Source organism: Lacticaseibacillus styriensis, from assembly GCF_030770295.1.
Taxonomy (GTDB): Bacteria; Bacillota; Bacilli; order Lactobacillales; family Lactobacillaceae; genus Lacticaseibacillus; species Lacticaseibacillus casei.
On record NZ_CP132483.1, the window covers coordinates 568,148 to 585,597 of the forward strand.

16 protein-coding genes are annotated in these 17,450 nt (G+C 49.1%); 6 read left to right on the forward strand and 10 right to left on the reverse strand.

Going from position 1 to position 17,450, the window contains the following annotated elements; genetic code table 11:
* The first annotated feature begins 66 nt into the window (after positions 1–66).
* Complete coding sequence (gap, locus tag LACSTY_RS02590; RefSeq protein ID WP_087911611.1) at positions 67–1,089, forward strand: type I glyceraldehyde-3-phosphate dehydrogenase; 1,023 nt, start codon at positions 67–69, stop codon at positions 1,087–1,089.
* 344 nt (positions 1,090–1,433) lie between these two features.
* Positions 1,434–1,634 (forward strand): cold-shock protein, encoded by a 201-nt coding sequence (locus tag LACSTY_RS02595; protein WP_003563620.1) that lies wholly within the window; start codon positions 1,434–1,436, stop codon positions 1,632–1,634.
* Positions 1,635–1,780: 146 nt separating this feature from the next.
* Here the strand turns inward: LACSTY_RS02595 and LACSTY_RS02600 are convergent, their stop codons facing one another.
* The gene (locus LACSTY_RS02600) at positions 1,781–2,212 is read right to left on the reverse strand and encodes a hypothetical protein (protein WP_087911612.1); all 432 of its coding nucleotides are present in this window, start codon (positions 2,210–2,212) and stop codon (positions 1,781–1,783) included.
* 181 nt (positions 2,213–2,393) lie between these two features.
* On the opposite strand from LACSTY_RS02600, the gene LACSTY_RS02605 reads away from it, so the two are divergent.
* Together LACSTY_RS02605 and LACSTY_RS02610 are read left to right on the forward strand one after the other, a co-directional pair.
* Positions 2,394–3,071 carry a helix-turn-helix domain-containing protein gene (locus LACSTY_RS02605; protein WP_087911613.1) on the forward strand — a complete coding sequence of 226 codons (678 nt, stop codon included), beginning with the start codon at positions 2,394–2,396 and terminating at the stop codon, positions 3,069–3,071.
* Positions 3,068–3,961, forward strand: a complete 894-nt coding sequence (locus LACSTY_RS02610; RefSeq protein ID WP_087911614.1) for an IS3 family transposase — start codon at positions 3,068–3,070, stop codon at positions 3,959–3,961. The genes LACSTY_RS02605 and LACSTY_RS02610 overlap by 4 nt, the downstream gene beginning before the upstream one ends.
* Positions 3,962–4,075: 114 nt before the next feature.
* Here LACSTY_RS02610 and LACSTY_RS02615 read toward each other — a convergent pair whose 3' ends face one another.
* The 5 genes from LACSTY_RS02615 to LACSTY_RS02635 all read right to left on the reverse strand — a co-directional run bounded on the left by LACSTY_RS02615 (position 4,076) and on the right by LACSTY_RS02635 (position 9,697).
* Positions 4,076–4,516, reverse strand: coding sequence for an OsmC family protein (locus LACSTY_RS02615; RefSeq protein ID WP_025012766.1), 441 nt, complete (start codon positions 4,514–4,516; stop codon positions 4,076–4,078).
* A gap of 108 nt (positions 4,517–4,624) precedes the next feature.
* Positions 4,625–6,112: a ribosomal protection-like ABC-F family protein gene (gene abc-f, locus LACSTY_RS02620; RefSeq protein WP_087911615.1), complete on the reverse strand. Its 1,488-nt coding sequence runs from the start codon at positions 6,110–6,112 to the stop codon at positions 4,625–4,627.
* 454 nt (positions 6,113–6,566) lie between these two features.
* Entirely contained in the window at positions 6,567–7,190 is a 624-nt protein-coding gene (locus tag LACSTY_RS02625) for an SDR family oxidoreductase (RefSeq protein WP_087911616.1), read from the reverse strand.
* A gap of 118 nt (positions 7,191–7,308) precedes the next feature.
* Positions 7,309–8,154 carry an aldo/keto reductase gene (locus LACSTY_RS02630; protein ID WP_087911617.1) on the reverse strand — a complete coding sequence of 282 codons (846 nt, stop codon included), beginning with the start codon at positions 8,152–8,154 and terminating at the stop codon, positions 7,309–7,311.
* 151 nt (positions 8,155–8,305) lie between these two features.
* Entirely contained in the window at positions 8,306–9,697 is a 1,392-nt protein-coding gene (locus LACSTY_RS02635; protein ID WP_087911618.1) for an amino acid permease, read from the reverse strand.
* A 222-nt stretch (positions 9,698–9,919) separates the two neighbouring features.
* On the opposite strand from LACSTY_RS02635, the gene LACSTY_RS02640 reads away from it, so the two are divergent.
* A complete protein-coding gene (locus tag LACSTY_RS02640) occupies positions 9,920–12,124 on the forward strand; it encodes a DUF3800 domain-containing protein (RefSeq protein ID WP_087911619.1) in 2,205 nt (734 codons plus the stop codon).
* A gap of 362 nt (positions 12,125–12,486) precedes the next feature.
* Here the strand turns inward: LACSTY_RS02640 and LACSTY_RS02645 are convergent, their stop codons facing one another.
* From LACSTY_RS02645 to LACSTY_RS02660, 4 genes are all read right to left on the reverse strand, one after another.
* A complete protein-coding gene (locus LACSTY_RS02645; protein WP_087911620.1) occupies positions 12,487–14,469 on the reverse strand; it encodes a cation:proton antiporter in 1,983 nt (660 codons plus the stop codon).
* 223 nt (positions 14,470–14,692) lie between these two features.
* Positions 14,693–15,478, reverse strand: a complete 786-nt coding sequence (locus tag LACSTY_RS02650) for an alpha/beta fold hydrolase (protein ID WP_087911621.1) — start codon at positions 15,476–15,478, stop codon at positions 14,693–14,695.
* A gap of 86 nt (positions 15,479–15,564) precedes the next feature.
* Positions 15,565–16,206, reverse strand: a complete 642-nt coding sequence (locus LACSTY_RS02655) for a carbonic anhydrase family protein (protein ID WP_087911622.1) — start codon at positions 16,204–16,206, stop codon at positions 15,565–15,567.
* A 120-nt stretch (positions 16,207–16,326) separates the two neighbouring features.
* A complete protein-coding gene (locus LACSTY_RS02660) occupies positions 16,327–16,653 on the reverse strand; it encodes a heavy metal-binding domain-containing protein (RefSeq protein WP_010493417.1) in 327 nt (108 codons plus the stop codon).
* A gap of 452 nt (positions 16,654–17,105) precedes the next feature.
* Here LACSTY_RS02660 and LACSTY_RS02665 point away from each other — a divergent pair, with 452 nt between their 5' ends.
* Positions 17,106–17,438, forward strand: a complete 333-nt coding sequence (locus LACSTY_RS02665) for a hypothetical protein (RefSeq protein ID WP_025012759.1) — start codon at positions 17,106–17,108, stop codon at positions 17,436–17,438.
* Positions 17,439–17,450: the final 12 nt, after the last annotated feature.

The following is a 17,450-nucleotide window of genomic DNA, read 5'->3' on the forward strand; positions in this document are numbered from 1 at the left end:
TTAACGCGCTCCCCAGTGCAAAAACTGGCGCACGCTCACAATTTTTGAGAAGAGGGAGACTTTGATATGACAGTTAAAATTGGTATCAATGGCTTTGGTAGAATTGGTCGTCTGGCTTTTCGCCGGATTTATGAACTTGGTGAAAAGTCCAATAGTATTCAGGTAGTTGCAATTAATGATTTGACGAGTCCGACCATGCTGGCTCACTTACTTAAGTATGATTCCACTCATGGCACTTTTCCAGCGGATGTTAGTGCGACGGATGATGCCATTGTGGTGGATGGTAAAAAGTACCGGGTATATGCCGAACCACAAGCACAAAACATTCCTTGGGTTAAAAACGATGGCGTTCAATATGTACTTGAGTGCACTGGCTTTTATACTTCTAAAGCGAAGTCACAAGCGCATTTGGATGCCGGTGCCCAGCGTGTGCTAATTTCCGGCCCGGCTGGCAATGATGTTAAGACCATTGTCTACAATGTCAATGACGATGTTTTAAACAGTGATGATCGCATTGTGTCGGCGGCTTCTTGCACAACGAATTGCCTCGCACCGCTAGCTTACTTTGAGAATAGGGAATTTGGCATTCGAGTTGGCACGATGACTGCGATTCATGCTTATACGAACAGCCAGATGTTGCTTGATGGGCCGGTACGCAACGGTAATTTACGAGCAGCACGTTCGGCGGCTATCAATACGATTCCTCATTCCACAGGTGCCGCCAAAGCAATTGGGTTAGTCATTCCGGAACTCAACGGCAAATTAAATGGACATGCACAGCGGGTAGCAGTTGCTGATGGTTCATTGGTTGAATTGGTTGCGACTTTAAAGAAACATGTTACGGCTGATGAATTGAATGCTGCCATTAAAAAGCACACCGAGAACAATCCTAGTTTTGGTTACAATGACGATCAGATTGTTTCTAGCGACATTATTGGAACGACTTTTGGGTCCGTTTTCGACCCGACCCAAACAGAGGTGGTTTCAGTCGGTGATGACCAGATTGTTAAAACCGTCGCTTGGTTTGATAACGAGTACGGGTTTACCTGCCAGATGATTCGGACTTTACTGAAGTTTGCTACCCTTTAATAGGGACAGGGCAAGTGAGGCGCCAATCAACGATCTTAACAGTTGAAAATAATCTTCTTGGTCGCAATAAATCAGGAAGATTATTTTTTGGTTTCTCTAGCATAGTTGAATAAATGACATCGTTGCGACCGCAATGGGCGATTCATGATTGTGTAGGTACGGGCTGAAGACGGCTTTCAGCAAATAAATCGCGATTAATTTGCAAAAAAATTAGTTTTTTTTTGCCGGACGTGTTATAGTCTATTCATGGTAATACTTGAACGGGAAACATCATGTAACATGAATTTCCTTTTTAGGATTACGGTTGTCTGTTGTTGTTAGTTTTGAAAAGGAGATTCACTTTCATGCAAAAAGGTACAGTTAAATGGTTCAACGCTGATAAGGGTTACGGCTTCATCACTGGTGAAGACGGCCAAGATGTCTTTGTACATTTCAGCGCCATCAACGGCGAAGGCTACAAGAGTCTTGACGAAGGTCAGGCTGTTTCCTACGATGTAGAACAATCTGATCGTGGCCCTCAGGCTGCTAACGTTACCAAGCTTTAATTCTTGGTTCGTTAAAAAAGGATCCACCTAGGAAACTAGGTGGATTTTTTTTACGCTAGGGAGCGCGTTATAAAACACAACAGTCAACAATGCCATTGCCGCCAATAGAAAGCCCCAAGAATAGACTTGGATCCCCTGACACAAACTCACCGCTCCAACGTCAATCGCCAGACACTGGTCAAAACCCAACAAGCAAAAGGCATTGCCGCAAGAAACAAACCAATGAAAATAATACCCGGTGCATCGCCACTTTTGGCCCACGCATAGGAGAGCGACAGACTGACGACGGCCACAATGATCGTGATGGAGCCGAGAAGCCATTGTAACCGCCGGACCAAATGACGAGCCGCTTGCGGTGCCCGGACTAATTGCCATAGGGTGACAAAACATGCGAAGATACCGGCAAGCGTCACCCAACCGCCGATCAAGGTGATGATGAGTGCGGCTGTGATTCGGGACGTGAGCACTAATAAAATGGTGGCCCAGACGCCAGTCGCCAGAAAAGCGATGCTGCCTAACCACATACAAAGCGCCAATCCTAAATGATGCGTTGTTTGTCCGTTACCTTGCTTGATCATCCTTACCATCTCCACTTATGGTCAAGTGTAACGCGCACGGTGGATTAAGGTTTTGAGACACAGGATTCTTGACGGAAAAATAAAAAAAGTACGCCAGAAGTCTCGGAAGATTTGCGATAATCCCTTTATGGTTGTCAGATGAAATATCATAATTCATCTGATGATCATGGAGGGATTTTCTATGCCCAGATCTAAGCATACAGCTCAAGAAAAGTTACACATATTGGAGGAGTTCAGACATTCGAATACAAGTATCAGTAGTTTCTCTCGTCAACACGGTCTTGGTGATCGTACATTACAACGTTGGCAGACACTCTATGAACGTGATGGGATTAAGGGATTAGAGGAAGCTCGAAAGAATCAACATTATACCAAAGAGCTAAAGCTTGAAGCAGTGCTTGCTTATCTTAGTGGTGAAGGGTCATTAGCCGAAGTTACGATGCAATTTGGTCTGCGTTCATCAACACAACTGCAACGTTGGATAGCCATGTATAATAGGGATCATCAATCGTTGACGGCTTCACCGTCTAGAAAGCAGGTCCCCACCATGAGTCGTACAACCACCTTCGAAGAACGCATTAAAGTCGTTGAATATGTCACTAAGGGTAAGCACTCCTATACTGAAGCGGCAGCCCATTTTGATGTGTCTTATCAACAGGCACGGTCTTGGGTGATCAAGGCTCGCGAAGGCGGTTATGAGGCGCTGGTGGATAACCGTGGTCACCACAAAGACAAGCGTGATCTAACCGAATTAGACAAGGCCAAACTGCGCATTCGTCAACTAGAAGCTGAGCTCAAGGACAAAGAGCTAGTGGAGGCCTTTGTAAAAAAATTACTGGAAATCCAGCACAAGGAGTGATCAAACAACACCGACAAGCTTACCGTGCCATTGAAGAAGTTAGTCAAGGCCACCACGGCGCTGTCACAAAGTTATTGGACGTTATTGGCGTCAGCCGTCAAGCTTATTACAAAGGCTTAAGGCGGGAGAAAACAGTGTGGGAGGCCCACGATCGGCAGCTCAAGGAGCGGACCCAATATTGGTTTGACTTTCATCACCAAGGCATTGGCGCCGGGAATCTCCTGATCAACTTACAACAGGATGAGCTAATTGACTTTCCAGTCACGATCAAACAAGTTCGTCGCGTCATGCGCGAGCTTGGCATTCGATGTCAGATCCGCCAAAAACGGCATAGTCGCGTCAAGCAATCTGAACAGTACCTGCAAGACAATGTGCTCAATCAATGTTTCTACGTGGAACGTCCTAATCAAGTCTGGCTAGCCGACTCAACCGAGTTGAAATACGGTATCAACAGCGAGTACAAGATGCGCCTCAGTGGCGTTCTTGACCTCTATGGCCGCAATCTGTTGGCTTATAACCTGAGTGCAACCGAAACAACCGCCGCCGAGATTCAGGTCTTCCAGCGCGCTTTCACTCGCGCCGGCAACGTCCATCCGCTCATTCATACTGATCGTGGCTCCGCCTATACATCTAAGGCATTCAACCGCTACCTTAGCCAGTTTGAAGTGACACGAAGTATGTCGCGACCGGGAACCCCCTATGACAACGCACCGATAGAGCGCTGGTGGAATGAGTTTAAACTGCGGTGGATGGATCGTCACCCAATGGCAAAAACTTATAAGGAGTTCGTCCAGCTCGTTGAAGATGGGATCCACTATTTCAATCACGACAACCGTTCAGGACAAAGAGACGGCCTTACCCCAGAAGAATACTGGAATAAGGCCATCTAAAAGCTACCAAAATTTTATATTATTTCATCTGTCAACTTGACAGGGCCGACCGCAATTCCTGGCGTACTTTTTTTGCTTAAGCGAATGTAGACGAAGAACAACCGTTACCGCTCATTATTCACCTAACGTCGGCTCATCGGTGAACTCGTCAACAATTCGGAAGCTGACATTTTCGTTTTCTTTTAACAGTTTAGCGACAGGGCACTCATCTAATGCCTGGGTCACAATTTTTTGTGCTTCTTCGCGTGTGTGACTTGGCATGAGAATTTGCGCATCAACAATGAATTTGTAGCCGATTTTGTCGCGCTCAATGTCCACTCGGGTGCGTAGTTGCGAATCTTCTGCAGTACCTTCACGATGCTGGACGATGCGAATCGTTGCGTTGAAACAAGTGGACAGGGCAAATGCAATGAATTGCTCCGGATTGGTGCCAGGAGCGTCCAGAAGCGAACTGGAAACACCAAGGGCTAACCCTTGATTGCCTTCGACATAACTTTCACCGACTAAACCATTTTCGTTGCGGACATAGGTATGATACAAAGATCGTTCTGCCATGCTATCCATCCTTTCTTGTTTTGAAGCTTTCACCGTGAGTATACCATGGAACCGCTTAATTTGCGGGCAATGTGTCTCGGATATCATGCCGGGCGGATCCATTTCTGATTAGGTTAGTGGCGTCAGGCGGACAACTTTCGTGGCAATTTTATTGATAAAATGCTCATCGTGTTCCACAAATAGCATCGTTGGTTGATAGCGGGTGATCGCGGCCATGATCTGGTCTTGATTGTAAGTGTCCAGATAATTGAGCGGCTCGTCCCAAATATACAAGGAGGCTGGGGTTGCAAGCGAACGCGCAACTTCGACTTTCTTTTGCTGGCCCATACTAAGGTATTCGATCGGCGTGGCAAAATCGGCGCGCGGCATCCCGAGCTTACGCAAGTTGTTAAGCAAAATTTCGAGGTTGAGGTGCCGCTTTTCGGCAAAGTCCGGCAGTAACCCGCGATTGTCAGGGTATTGCTGGCGTACCAGACTCAAAGCAACCGGCGCCAAGGTCAGAAGCCCGGTTTGATTGCCGGTAAAATGTCCTAGCAAAGCACGGATCAACGTCGATTTACCGCTGCCATTTTCACCGACGATCGCCACTCGGTCGCCGGGGTGCAACGTAAATGAAATTGGCTGGAAAAGCGGCTGATCATAACCGACCTGAACATTTTCGGCCACAATCAAATGGTGATGATGGGTTGGTTGTGGCGCCATGGTGAGTGGATCGACTTTCTCCAAATTTTTAAGCAACTGTTCTTTTGCCGCAATTTCCTTATCCATGCGGTGTTCCAGGTTTTTGCTTTTTTTCATGGTTCTTGCTGCCCGGGCGCTGATGAAGCCGCGGGTGTTATTGTGCCCGCTATCTTTTTCGTGGCGCTTGCCGTAAACGCTGCGTTCTTTGTTTTCCGCCCAAACTTTTTTGGCGTGGGCAGTTTGCTTCAAGCGGCTGATTTCAGTTTTTAACTGAGCATTTTGCGCGAGCTCGGTTTGATCCTGCCGCTGCTTTTCCGTGGTAAAGGTGGTGTAGTTGCCTTGGTAAAGCGTGATTTTTTGGCGTTCGATAGCCAGCGTATGGTCGGTGACAGCGTCGAGAAAATCCCGGTCGTGACTGACCACAATGAAGCCCGGCTTTTGTTTTAGGTAGGCAGCGACTTGGCGACGACTGCGCAAGTCGAGGTGATTCGTCGGCTCGTCAATGAGTGCAAAGCCATCGTCTTGGATGAAGAGCAAGGCGAGGCGGACCTTGGTTTGCTCACCGCCAGATAGATCTCGAAACGGCCGCCACAAGATATCAGGGTCGGCATGCAATAAATTTAGTTCGCGTTCCAGTTGCCATTGCGCCACGTCTTGAAAGGCTTGCGCTGCGTGAAGCGTCAGTTGGCTCTCGTCCAGCGCTTGCGGAAAATAGCGCAAAGGCATGGGAACCGTGATCGTTCCGCGATAATCCAGTTGCTGCTGCAATAACCGCAGCAACGTGGTTTTACCACGACCGTTACGGCCAACTAAGCCAAGGTGCCAACCAGTATCGAGGTTAAATCCGGCATCGCTGAAAAGTGGCGCCTGGCCGTCATAGGCAAAATAAAGGTGTTTGATTTGAATCGTTGACATACAGCCACGTCCTTTCGCGGATATGCCTGTGCTATCAGAAGAAAGATCAGCTGACTTTTTGAGTTTTTTGGGGGTACGCAGTGGCGTGCGATGGCGTAACTGAAAACGCCTGGCAATTCATGCCCAGCTTTCCGTAACGCGTTCACCGGCGCAGGAGCCTGCGTGTAAGGACCTTGGTCGCAATGGCAAAGAGCGCCATCACGCCCAAGGCCACTTACACTCCGGCTCCTGAGCGCGCCGGTTCACGCTCATAAAAAAACAGCCCCAAATAATTCAGGGCTGATCAAAATAAACGGAGCCTCCGCCATTGATCAAGCCCAATTGTCAAAAAGTCCGCACTGATCCCGTTGCTGAGAACAGGACTTGGACATTTTCAACAATTGGCTTACTTCAATGGACAGACCTCACTTTCGCTTTAACGTTGCTTTAAAATTAGCACGGCTGGTCCGGTTCGTCAACTTTTAACGGCTTCGGGGATCGGTGTGTTGCCACTGGCGATTTTGATTGTTTCGCGATGGCGGTTGCTGTCTAAAGCAGCGACGAGGACATCAGCGACATCGGCTCGCGGAATGGTCGATGGCCGTTGCGGTTGCAGCGTGATGGTGCCTTGCGCCGGGTCATTGGTGAGGGCGGTCGGCTGGACAATGACATAGTCCAGATCAGTGTTATGAATCAGCCACTCATCAGCGTAATACTTGGCGATGTAATAATCGTGCAGCTCTTCCGGCCATCTTGCGGGATCCTCGGCATCCAACGCACTTAACATAATGAAGCGGCCGACATCATCGGCTTCGGCTGCTTTCATGGTTTTGATCGCGCCGTCGAGATCTACGCCGAGTAAGTCCTTACCCCGCGAACCGGCAGCAAAGATAACGGCGTCGTGGCCGGCAAAAAGTTCTGTCAAGCGTGAGACCGGCCATGCGAGATTAAGTTCGACTGCCCGAAAGTTTTTCTGCGGATCAGGCATCTGGGTGAGCGGATCGCGATAACCGCCTGTCACGGTATCACCGCGATCCAATAGTTTGTGCACCAGTAGCTGGCCAATCTGACCGTGGGCACCGACAACAAAGATTTTCACAACAAAGGTCCTTTCCTGAAAAATAGTTGTTATCAGTATAACGTTTTTTATTGAGGCATGAAAGCGCTCGCCGAATTTTTTAGACTAAGCGACGCTCAAGACCGGCAGTGTGCTAGGTTTAAATTATTTCAAGCGGAATATGGTGACGCGGTACCGGGAACGCTTGGTCAAACAGCGCTAGTTCATCCGGCGTAAATGTAACGTCGGCAGCTGCGATATTTTCGGCCATGTGGCTGGCTTCGCCGGTACGCGGGATCGACAGCACATCGCCATTACGCAGTACCCATGCCAGCATAAGCTGATGGGTTGAAACGCCCTTGGCTTTGGCCAGATCCACGAGCTCCGGGGTCAACTTGATTGACTTACCACTGCCGGAACCATAAGGCGAGTAGCCAATCGTCGTGATGCCGGCTTGCTTTTGACGTGGTAGGAGGTCATATTCAATGCCGCGTGATTGCAAATTGTATAACACTTCGTTAGCGACAACTTGATCGCCACCGGGTTCCATCGTGAGCTGATCCATGTCGTCAACATCAAAATTGGAAACACCGTATTGGCGAATCAGGCCTTCTTTTTTCAAGTCCTGGAGGCCTTCAAGCGTTTCTGCTAATGGGGTTGCCCCACGCCAATGCAACAAGTAGAGATCGAGGTAATCGGTTTTAAGGCGGGACAGGCTATTGGTCAGCGCCGTCCGCATTTGCTTTTTGTCTGCATGGGACGGATAGAACTTGGAAATCAAATAAATGTCGCTCCGGTTGTAATCACCCAGAAAACCGCCGATCAGGGATTCCGCAGCGCCATTCCCGTACATTTCCGCAGTATCAATCACGTTCAAGCCGTGATCCAGCCCGTATTTTAAGGCTTCGGTTTCACGAGCACTCTGCGCAGCGTTGCCTTCGCCCAGATACCAAGTACCCATGCCCACAATTGGTACCGTGACGTCGCCAATATTGATCGTTTTCATAAAAGCAACCTTCCTTTCTTCCTACAAGTCCATTATACAAACTAGTGAAGAAATAAAAACATGATCGGAAAAATGGAACAAAAGATGAGAACGCGGCTTCTTTTAAAAGTGAAAAAATGCAAATTTTTCACTGCCTAAACCGCACTAATTCTTAGCGATGATCGTTATCATGCTCGGCTGGCGGAAGTTTTTTCGCCCCGGTGCGATAGTGGAAAAAGTAGTGCAGGCAGACGAGCGTCAAGAAGATGACACCGACTAACAACGAAATGCTGGTTTCGGGATTGAGCAACATGAAAAATAAAGTGAACGCGAGGAAAATAAGTGTGAGATAATTGCTGTAAGGTGCGAATGGCATTTTAAAAGGATGGTCAGGCATTTTATCGGCGTGAACCTTGCGGAAGCGCGTTTCGCTGACGAGAATGACGACCCACGGCACCATGCCTGGTAAAACGCTGGAGCTATAGACCAGCACGAAAACATTCTTGGCGGCAGGGGCCACATAAGGCAATAAGGCGTTTAAGATGACGCCAAGTAAAATGCCGGCGCCAACGGAAACGACTGGGTAAAACGGCACGCCATGACGATTCAGTTTGGTGAAAATTCGCGGCAATTGTTTGGCATCAGCCAAGGTATACAGCATCCGGCTGGCAGAATAGATGCCTGAATTCGAGCCGGACAAGGCAGCCGTGATGACGACGAAGTTAATGAGGGATGCCGCAAACGTAATGCCGATTTTGGCGAAGGTCTGCACAAACGGTGATCCTAGTGTATTGAGCTGATCCCACGGGTAAATCGCCACGATGACGAAAATCGCGCCCACGTAGAAGATGAGGATTCGACCAATCGTATCTTTGACCGCCTTAACAATCGTCGGCTTGGGATTAGCCGCTTCGCCTGCCGTGATCCCGATGAGTTCCACGCCTTGGTAAGAACCGAGCACAATCGATAAGGCGAAGCAGAAGCCTTTAAAGCCGCCGGTGAAGAAGCCGCCGTGGGTCCACAGATTACTGATACCCACGGGATGGCCGCCATTACCAAGACCGAATAAAATGACGCCGAGTCCGGCAACGATCATCAAAATAATGGTGACAACTTTGATGAGCGCAAACCAGAATTCCAATTCGCCAAACATTCGCACCGAAATCAGATTGGCTAAAACAAGGAAGGTGATCGCTACGAGCCCAGGAAGCCATCCCGGCAGCCCGGGCCACCAGAATTTAAAATATTCACCAATGGCAATCATTTCTGACATGCCCACGACCACAAATTGGAAAATATTACTCCAGGCGGTCAGATAGCCGAAAAGCGGGTGCATGTATTCGCTGGCAAACTTGGCAAACGAGCCGGTTGCCGGATCGACATACAGCATCTCACCCAAGGCCCGCATGATGAGATAGAGAAAAAGACCGGCAACAATATACGCAATCAGAACTGATGGCCCGGTCCATTTAATCGTTGCGCCGGCACCCATGAACAGGCCTACGCCGATGGTGCCGCCAAGCGCAATCATTTGCATATGGCGTCCGCTAAGTTTTCGTTGCATGTTGATCCCCATTTCTTTCATCTAGTGGCATACAGAAAAAGACTATACAAGAAAAGTCTAGTTTGCGCAAACAGGTGAACGCAAAATGCAGACGTTTTTGAAACCGGCATGTACTACATTTGTAAGTATAACGCTTGCTGTTCCAAATCATGTTCGTTCGTCCTCGTTTGCGTTAAACTAGTACCGAATCATTTAAATTTAAGTAGGATATGAGGAAATATTTTGGATAAAGATAATAAGTTAAAAGCATCATTAAATGCTTATATGGCAAAGCACCAACTGAACACCAACGCTACATCCGTTGCCATCGGCGTATCCGTGCCGACGTTACGCAAAGCCTTACGCGGTGAAAAAGTCAGCCGCAAGACGACTGCCAAGATCGAGAGCATCATTGCATCAGGCAAAGTGCCAGCAGGTGCAGCTACTGCCAAAACGACAAAGAAAACTGTTGCCAAGAAACCAGCAGCTAAAGTAGCAACCCGTAAGACCGCTGCAAAGACGCCAGCTACGCCAAAAGCAGCAGCTAAGCGAACTTCAACCGGAACCGTTGGACGTCCGGCACACAGCCAAGCCAACTCAACGAGCGCATCGGCAACCAATCACAGTCAGTCAACGACCCAAGCGGCTGCTAACGCGCAGGAAAATGCGGCAAGCACACAACCAAAGCGCCGGACAACAACCCGGGTTAATCGGGCAAGCGTGACGGCACGCCAGGCTAACCGGACAAATAATCAACATCAAAACCAGGCAACTAACTCACAAGCACCAACCGAGCAGCCGACCACAAGTAAGCGGCCGTCAACCCGGAACCATCGCTTTACCATTCGGCAGCAGCCGGATGTGGCAACACAAGAGGCGCAAGCTGAAGCAAAGAAGCGTCAGACGCAAACGAATAGCCAGTCTGCTGCGGCTTCAGTGAAACCGGCCGAAAACGATGAACGGCATGAAACAACGGCGCGGCATACTAAACAGCACACGCCAACCGGTAAAACCGAGACATTCCGGCGTAATGGCAAGTCTGAACACGAACCGGTTCGAAACGAACGGCGTAATGTGCGGACCGATCGAAACAAGCCAAATAGCACCCGACGTCCGGGGCGGCCTAAGCAGAATCGGTTTGCGGCTAATGCCGATCCGCAAAACTGGCAGCCAATGACGCAATCGGCTTCTACCAGTGCCTCGCAGTCAATGACCAGTCAAGACGCAACCAAGCAACATGTGCCGGCTGTGGTCAATAAAGTTGAAACCCATACGCCAAGCGTCATCCGCTCTTCGTCAAATGAGCGCAATGCGGCAACTGGTGCAACTGCAAGTAGTACGAGCAACAACACCTCTGCGACCAACGCCACCAGTCAGCGGAATCAGCGTGCCAGTTACGGCATGCACACCGAAGCACCATTGGTCACCGGTAAACAATTGCAGCTGTTCATTGATGAAAGTTTCGAAGAACGGCGGCCGGATCCACGCATGATGCATATGGGAATTGCAGCCGTTTTCCCGGAAGGTGACGATGAAAGTCTTGCAGGTTTTCGGGATGCGCTTTACCCGTATGGTTGGGAACCTGGCGATGAAGTCAAGGCGCGCGGCAAACAAGTCGACGCACTGACGCAGTTGATTAAAGCAGCGCAACATGAGCATATGGGGATGTACACGGTCTTTTCACGCAAAACGACTTATCCTGATTTTGCGCCGTCAATGGAATATCTCTATCCGTATATCGGGGCAACGATTCATGTGCTGCGGGATGTAGATACCACTTTTGACAGTATCGTGATTATGATTGATCATCGTAACGAGCTGGAAGGCAATCAGCTCGTGATGGGGGCCGATATTGTCAGCCGCTATCTGACACTGTCACTGGAGCGGCCGATCAAAGTTCGCTTTGAGTTTGCTGATTCGCGTGAACATCTTGGCTTGCAGTTGTCTGATTTTGTTGCCAATGCAGCTTTGCGCTTGAGTCACGATGAACTTAGCCTGATTGGGATTAATCCGATGCCTGAGCTTGGTGTTTCGCAGCATGATCAACTTGTGCGCCTGACATTGCTTGGATTGCAGCAAGTCGTCATGGGCGTTCGTGCAGAGCGGGCCGCAACCCCGTCGAAGCACTCACAGCCTGATCGGTTCATGCAACTGATTTTCGATGCCACGTATGCGGACTCGGATCGGGTTCGGGGCGCGTTGCCGGTGGTTAAAAATGCTTTGGAACAGTTGATCGACGTTTTGCCAAATGCGCGCGTCGGCCAGATTTCCGGCATGCCGAATCAAAGTTGGTATGACATGACAGCACGAATGGCTGGGCTGTTGCGGTATATCAATAAGGATCCGAAGCCGTATGGCAAGGTTTTGGCGAAAATCGAAAGTGTTGCCAAGACAGCTGCGGATGAACTCGAAATGGCGTTGGATTCTGACTCAAAAGCCAAGCGTTAAAGTTAGGCTAGTAGTTTTATGCCGTGCCAAACTACGCAATCTCCGGCCAGCTGGGGCTGGAACGGAGTGGGCACGACTTAGAGCCTCTGCAAAAGCGGCAGAGTCTCTAAGCTCGGCCTTGTTGTAGGCGGGGCAAAAGGCGCCCCACCAACAACAATTTCACTCCTGAGCCCCATCTGGCCTACGATTGCTCCGCTTTGGCACTACAAAAGTGTTCAGTCGCCTCTATATTTCGATTGTGAATATAGACCTTGAATCATTTCGTAGTTACGATAACAATTCACAGTCACCACAACAGCAAAACGGTTCCGGAGAGATGATCTTATCATCATCTTTCCGGAACCGTTTTTGTGTACGCACAGTCACACAATAAAACTATCCTGATTTTTCAGATAGGTAATCTCGTCAAATGTGATGCGGGTTTGCAGGCGTTGCATGATGTCGCGACTTAGCTTGCCGTCCGCAAATGCCTGCTGGATGAATTCGTATTCGGCGTGGAAGGCTTTAAGAAACATGGCGTAGAGGATGTCGCCGTTGAAGGAGTCGGAGTGAACCCGGCGATGGCGATCGCGGTAGAAGCGGCGGATCGTGTTGACAGCGCTGCGGTTTTGTGCGTTTTCAATATGCGTCAGATATTTCATCACCGCATCATATCCCGCCTGCTCAATCGGCAGAAGATCCTCACCATGCGCGGTAAATTGTCGCTTCCAAAAGATTGGCTCAAGGTTAAGCGGCGTGGTCAAAAAGGCGTTTTGGGCTTCATTAAACGCCTTGTACATGCGCCCCATGTTAAAGGAAAAGCGAATCCGCAAAAACAGGTTTTTCCATAGCCGCTGATCAGCCGTGAAATCATTTAAGTCGATAAACCGGTTATAATAATACGCCTCATCTTTTGTAATCGTTCCATTGGCGCGCAACGCTTCAATCGCCGCTTTTTCCGCTGTAATGGTGCTTTCAAAAATACTCCGCTGCAGCCGGCGCGATGGGTTGTCGTTTAGAATCATTTCCTGCGACAAGGCATCAGCGACGATCTGGGCCTCACTGTGATGTTCGGTTTCGTCGCGCATGGCATCGATACCAGCCGACAACATGCGCCGTAACCAGATATATTGGCGATTGCGCTTCGGCTGTTTTGGCACGCAGAACGGTAACACCACCACCGGCACAATCAGGCTCAGCAGGATAACCACCGCTGCAATCAGGATTAACCCCTGACGCAGCGCGAATTCGTGGCCGTCAATCGTCCGTGGCATAGAAAAAGCCAACGATAACGTGATGGTTCCGTTTGCGCCGCCTAGCATCATGATCAAGGCATTGCGCCACCGATTTTTCTTGCCAATGCGTAATAGCATGCGGCTCCAGAAGAAGCGAACCAGTGATTTTGCCGCGTAAATGAAAACACCGATTCCCACGAGCAAACTGAATAAGCCGGCTTGGCCGCGTAAGGCTTCGATGACAACATTCGGTAACGATAAGCCTAACAGGACAAACACCAATCCGGACAAAACCGCCGCAATCATTTCCCAGACATTGGCGCTGATGATCTGCATGCGGGCGCTGGTCAGCCGTAATCGGTCACGTTCAACACCTTGCGCAATCCCAGCCGCCACCACTGCCAAAATGCCGGAAAGTGCCAGCTCTTCAGCCAAAAAATAAACTAATAACGGAGTCAGCAGCTGGATGCCGACCATAATGAGCGGTTCATCGTCACCGATCCGAATTAACCACGCTCGGAGATTGACGATCAAGGTACCGATAATCGCACCAACTAAAATGCCACCAAAAAAGACAAACAGAAAATCCAATAACGCATCGGTTGCCGAGAACCTGCCGGAAACATAAGCGGAGAGTGCCAAGTCAAAGGCAACAATGCCCGCCGCATCGTTAAATAGACTTTCATTATTTAACAGCTGCATCTGGCTGTCACTCAAAGGGTTTGTCTGCGCAACGGCACTAACTGCCGATGCGTCGGTAGGCGTGACAATGGCGATCAAGGCAAATGCCAAGCTAAGCGGAATAACCGGGAAAAGGGCGTGGACGCTAAAGCCTAAAATGATGACCGAAAACAACACCAAACCAACCGCTAGCGACACAATGTTGGTCAAAGACCGGCCAATCTGGAGCCGTGATGCATTTTGACCTTCGTTAAACAGTAATGGGGCAATAATGGCGAAGGAGAAAACCGATGGATCAATAGCAAAATTCCGCAACGACGGCATGACGGCCAACGCTGCACCAAGGCCAATCAGGAAGAAAGGTAGAGGGATCTTAGGAATATGACGGGCAAGCAGATTGCCTACAATCACGGTGGCCAACATAATGCCGAAAATAACAACCTGACTCAAAGCAATCCCCCCTTCAGAGCGTGAGCTGGCGCGTTTAGGAGTCGGAGTGTAAGCGGCCTTGGGCATGATGGCCCGGGCTCAGGCCATTGCGACCAAGGTCCTTATACGCAGACTCCTGCGCCAGCGAACGCGTTTTCACCGGTTGACCTGATTCGATGCCTCAATTCTAACACCAAATTTATAAAAACACTGATTGCTAGCTCGTTGCAGTGGATGTCGGATATCAGGTAAACAAAAACTGCAGTATCTTAGCGTCAATATAAGGATTTTGGTGCAAACTACTGTGGTAAGCTCCGATCGGCGTTCCGCGGTAAATGTAAAGTGATGTGGGAACGCCAGCTGCTTTAAGCTCCTGTTCGTACCGCTTGACGCCAGCAAGACTGACTGCCCAGTCGCCTTTTGCGCCGAAAATCTGGCCGCCAATGACGAGGGTTTGAACGGATTTAGGAAAATGTGCCAGTTGCGACGTGGGATCACGATAAAATTCGCTGGCAAACGAGATATATTTGACCACTTGCGGTTGGACATCGGTGTGTTGCGTCGTCAGATACCGAAAGCTGAGGTTACTGCCCATGGAATGGCCGACGAGGTTAACCCGCTTAACCTGGTGTTTGGTGCGCAGCCAATGTAGTAAGGCGGTGAGTTGCCGGGTTTCTTTGACCGGCGCCTTGGCATCTTCAAAGACAACGCTGATAAGCGGATTTTTTCCGTCATAGCGCTTGGCACCTGTCACCGTGCGTTTTCCGGTGGCACTAATTTTAATGGTCGTGACTTGATTAGTGGCGTGATCCTTCTGAAACCGGCTGACCATGGGCCCAAATGTCAGGCTATTACTCCCGTAGCCCGGTATGAAAACCGTGACGACGTTGGTATTGCGATAAGTTCGGGCGTGGATCGGTCGGCTGCCAATTTGCCACCAGAACCAATAACCGCCAGCGGCCAACAAGAATAAGCCGAGCACAGTTTTTCCTAACCAATGATGACGTTTCTTCGATTGTTTGCGCTTCATGATGCACCAGCCTCCTGAGCGTTAGCATGGCGAGTAGACGATAATAAAAAAGTTGGGCGCCGCGACCTTACAATGACGGTGCCAAGTTATTTCGACCCTTGCAAAAATGGACCATGTAAAACCGGACGATCATTGCGGGCCTGAAGCTGTCGATGATTGTCCGGGAAAAGTTGCTGAAAACGTTGGCGTTGTTGAGGACTGATCGTGACGACGGTTTGATCGATGACATACCAAGTGACGCCTTCAGTTAGCGGTGGTGTGGTCAGTGAGCCGAGGTAACGAAAGACCGTCCCTTTTGGCGGCAATAAACTGTCGAGTTGCAGTGCCACTGGCTGCGAGCTTTGGGCCACAAAATGATCAAGTACACTGTTCATTACCGGCATGCCATCGCCCAACGGTAATAAAACCGCCACGACGCAAAGTGCGCCAATGGCCGACTGGTGTACAAAATGCCATTCCGCGGCGCGTTGATTGGTGGCTTGGTGTTCTGCCGGCACATGCAGATGCGCCTGAACAAAGCGCCACTGGGTCTGGTCGATCTGCGTAAGCCCATGTCCGGCTAAGCGGATGGTAACGTGGTCGTCAATTTCCCGATCCACCAGCCAAGGCTCCTCAATGGTTAACGTTGAAGGATCCGCAGCGGTTGCGTCACGCAGGTCAATCGGGGACTGTTGCTGGCCAAAACCATTCGGCCAAGTATCCTGATGGTGATAGTCTAACGGTGGCATTTCGCGATAATTCCTTTCGTCGCATCGAATAGATGAATGGTTTCAAAAACAGGCCCTGCCAAAGCAAAACCTGTTTTTCCTCGTGAGCGAGGTGAGTTGGATTGTTAGTGAGAGGTCAGACTAGTCGAGCAGCTTAACCGCCGTACCATACGCCACAACGCTTTGCATGTCGCCGCCGATTGACCCGGAGTCAAACCGCATCATGACAACGGCGTCACCGCCAACTTTGCGGGCTTCATCGCGCAGCCGTTCGATCGACTTTTCCCGTGACTCATGCAGCATGTTGCTATAAGCTTTGATTTCGCCGCCGACAATATTCTTTAGTCCTGCGCCGATGTTGCTAATCACGTTTTTAGACTGGGTGGTTAAGCCGAAAACCTCGCCAATAATTTCGTAATGCTTACCGGGAATGTTCTCGGTCGTTGTAATCAGAATATCTTGTGCCACAATAAAACCCGCTTTCCTTATTGAAATGAATGTCAGAAGATTCGTTTTACACAGTTACAATTTAAGTACATCGTTATGCTGTCGAGTGTCCATAACCAGCATCAGATTACCACCCGTGTATGGAGATCACAAGTAAAATAGCCGCTTAAGCAGCGTAGAAGACATTATGGTAAAGAACGATGCTTAGATGCTAATTAACAAGGTCACTATCGTTTAATGCTAAAAATACATTATTTAGTGAAAAACAAGTTTTACAAGTTTTAAAAAATTGAAAAGTTTAAATGTTAATCAACGAAAAGGACGTTGCATCGAGCCTTAAAAGCACATTTATATAGTAAATAGTAATGATTACTAGTTCGTGAAAGGGTCTTTTAATTGACTTTAGAAAAACGATAATGATATAAAATGAGTGTCGATGAAAATACTAAGGTAATGACAGAGGAGGACTTTTAATGGCACATACGATTGCGGAAGTAGATGCCCATCATCACCACAGCCTTGCTTGTGGGCACACCAAACTGTTGCATGGTGATCATGTTGATTATCTTGAGAACGGCCATCTTCATCACCCACATGAAGACCATTTTGATGAGGCTGTGATTCCTGTCTCTGCTAACAATCCTGATGGTGAAAGCCCGGTTGTTGAAGGCGAGTTGCATGATGAGTACTGCGGCCATGAACAAGTACCGCATGGCGATCACATTGATTATTTGGTGAATGGTCGATTGCAACATGTTCACGGCGACCATGTTGACGATCACGGACCGGTGGATGTGGTCAACTGATATATCAGTTGA

What these genes read in the sequence shown, in the direction of transcription:
- gap (WP_087911611.1), top strand. Translation starts at nt 67, where the DNA reads ATGACAGTTAAAATTGGTATCAATGGCTTTGGTAGAATTGGTCGTCTG.
- LACSTY_RS02595 (WP_003563620.1), top strand. Translation starts at nt 1,434, where the DNA reads ATGCAAAAAGGTACAGTTAAATGGTTCAACGCTGATAAGGGTTACGGC.
- LACSTY_RS02600 (WP_087911612.1), bottom strand. Translation starts at nt 2,212, where the DNA reads ATGATCAAGCAAGGTAACGGACAAACAACGCATCATTTAGGATTGGCG.
- LACSTY_RS02605 (WP_087911613.1), top strand. Translation starts at nt 2,394, where the DNA reads ATGCCCAGATCTAAGCATACAGCTCAAGAAAAGTTACACATATTGGAG.
- LACSTY_RS02615 (WP_025012766.1), bottom strand. Translation starts at nt 4,516, where the DNA reads ATGGCAGAACGATCTTTGTATCATACCTATGTCCGCAACGAAAATGGT.
- abc-f (WP_087911615.1), bottom strand. Translation starts at nt 6,112, where the DNA reads ATGTCAACGATTCAAATCAAACACCTTTATTTTGCCTATGACGGCCAG.
- LACSTY_RS02630 (WP_087911617.1), bottom strand. Translation starts at nt 8,154, where the DNA reads ATGAAAACGATCAATATTGGCGACGTCACGGTACCAATTGTGGGCATG.
- LACSTY_RS02635 (WP_087911618.1), bottom strand. Translation starts at nt 9,697, where the DNA reads ATGCAACGAAAACTTAGCGGACGCCATATGCAAATGATTGCGCTTGGC.
- LACSTY_RS02650 (WP_087911621.1), bottom strand. Translation starts at nt 15,478, where the DNA reads ATGAAGCGCAAACAATCGAAGAAACGTCATCATTGGTTAGGAAAAACT.
- LACSTY_RS02655 (WP_087911622.1), bottom strand. Translation starts at nt 16,206, where the DNA reads ATGCCACCGTTAGACTATCACCATCAGGATACTTGGCCGAATGGTTTT.
- LACSTY_RS02665 (WP_025012759.1), top strand. Translation starts at nt 17,106, where the DNA reads ATGGCACATACGATTGCGGAAGTAGATGCCCATCATCACCACAGCCTT.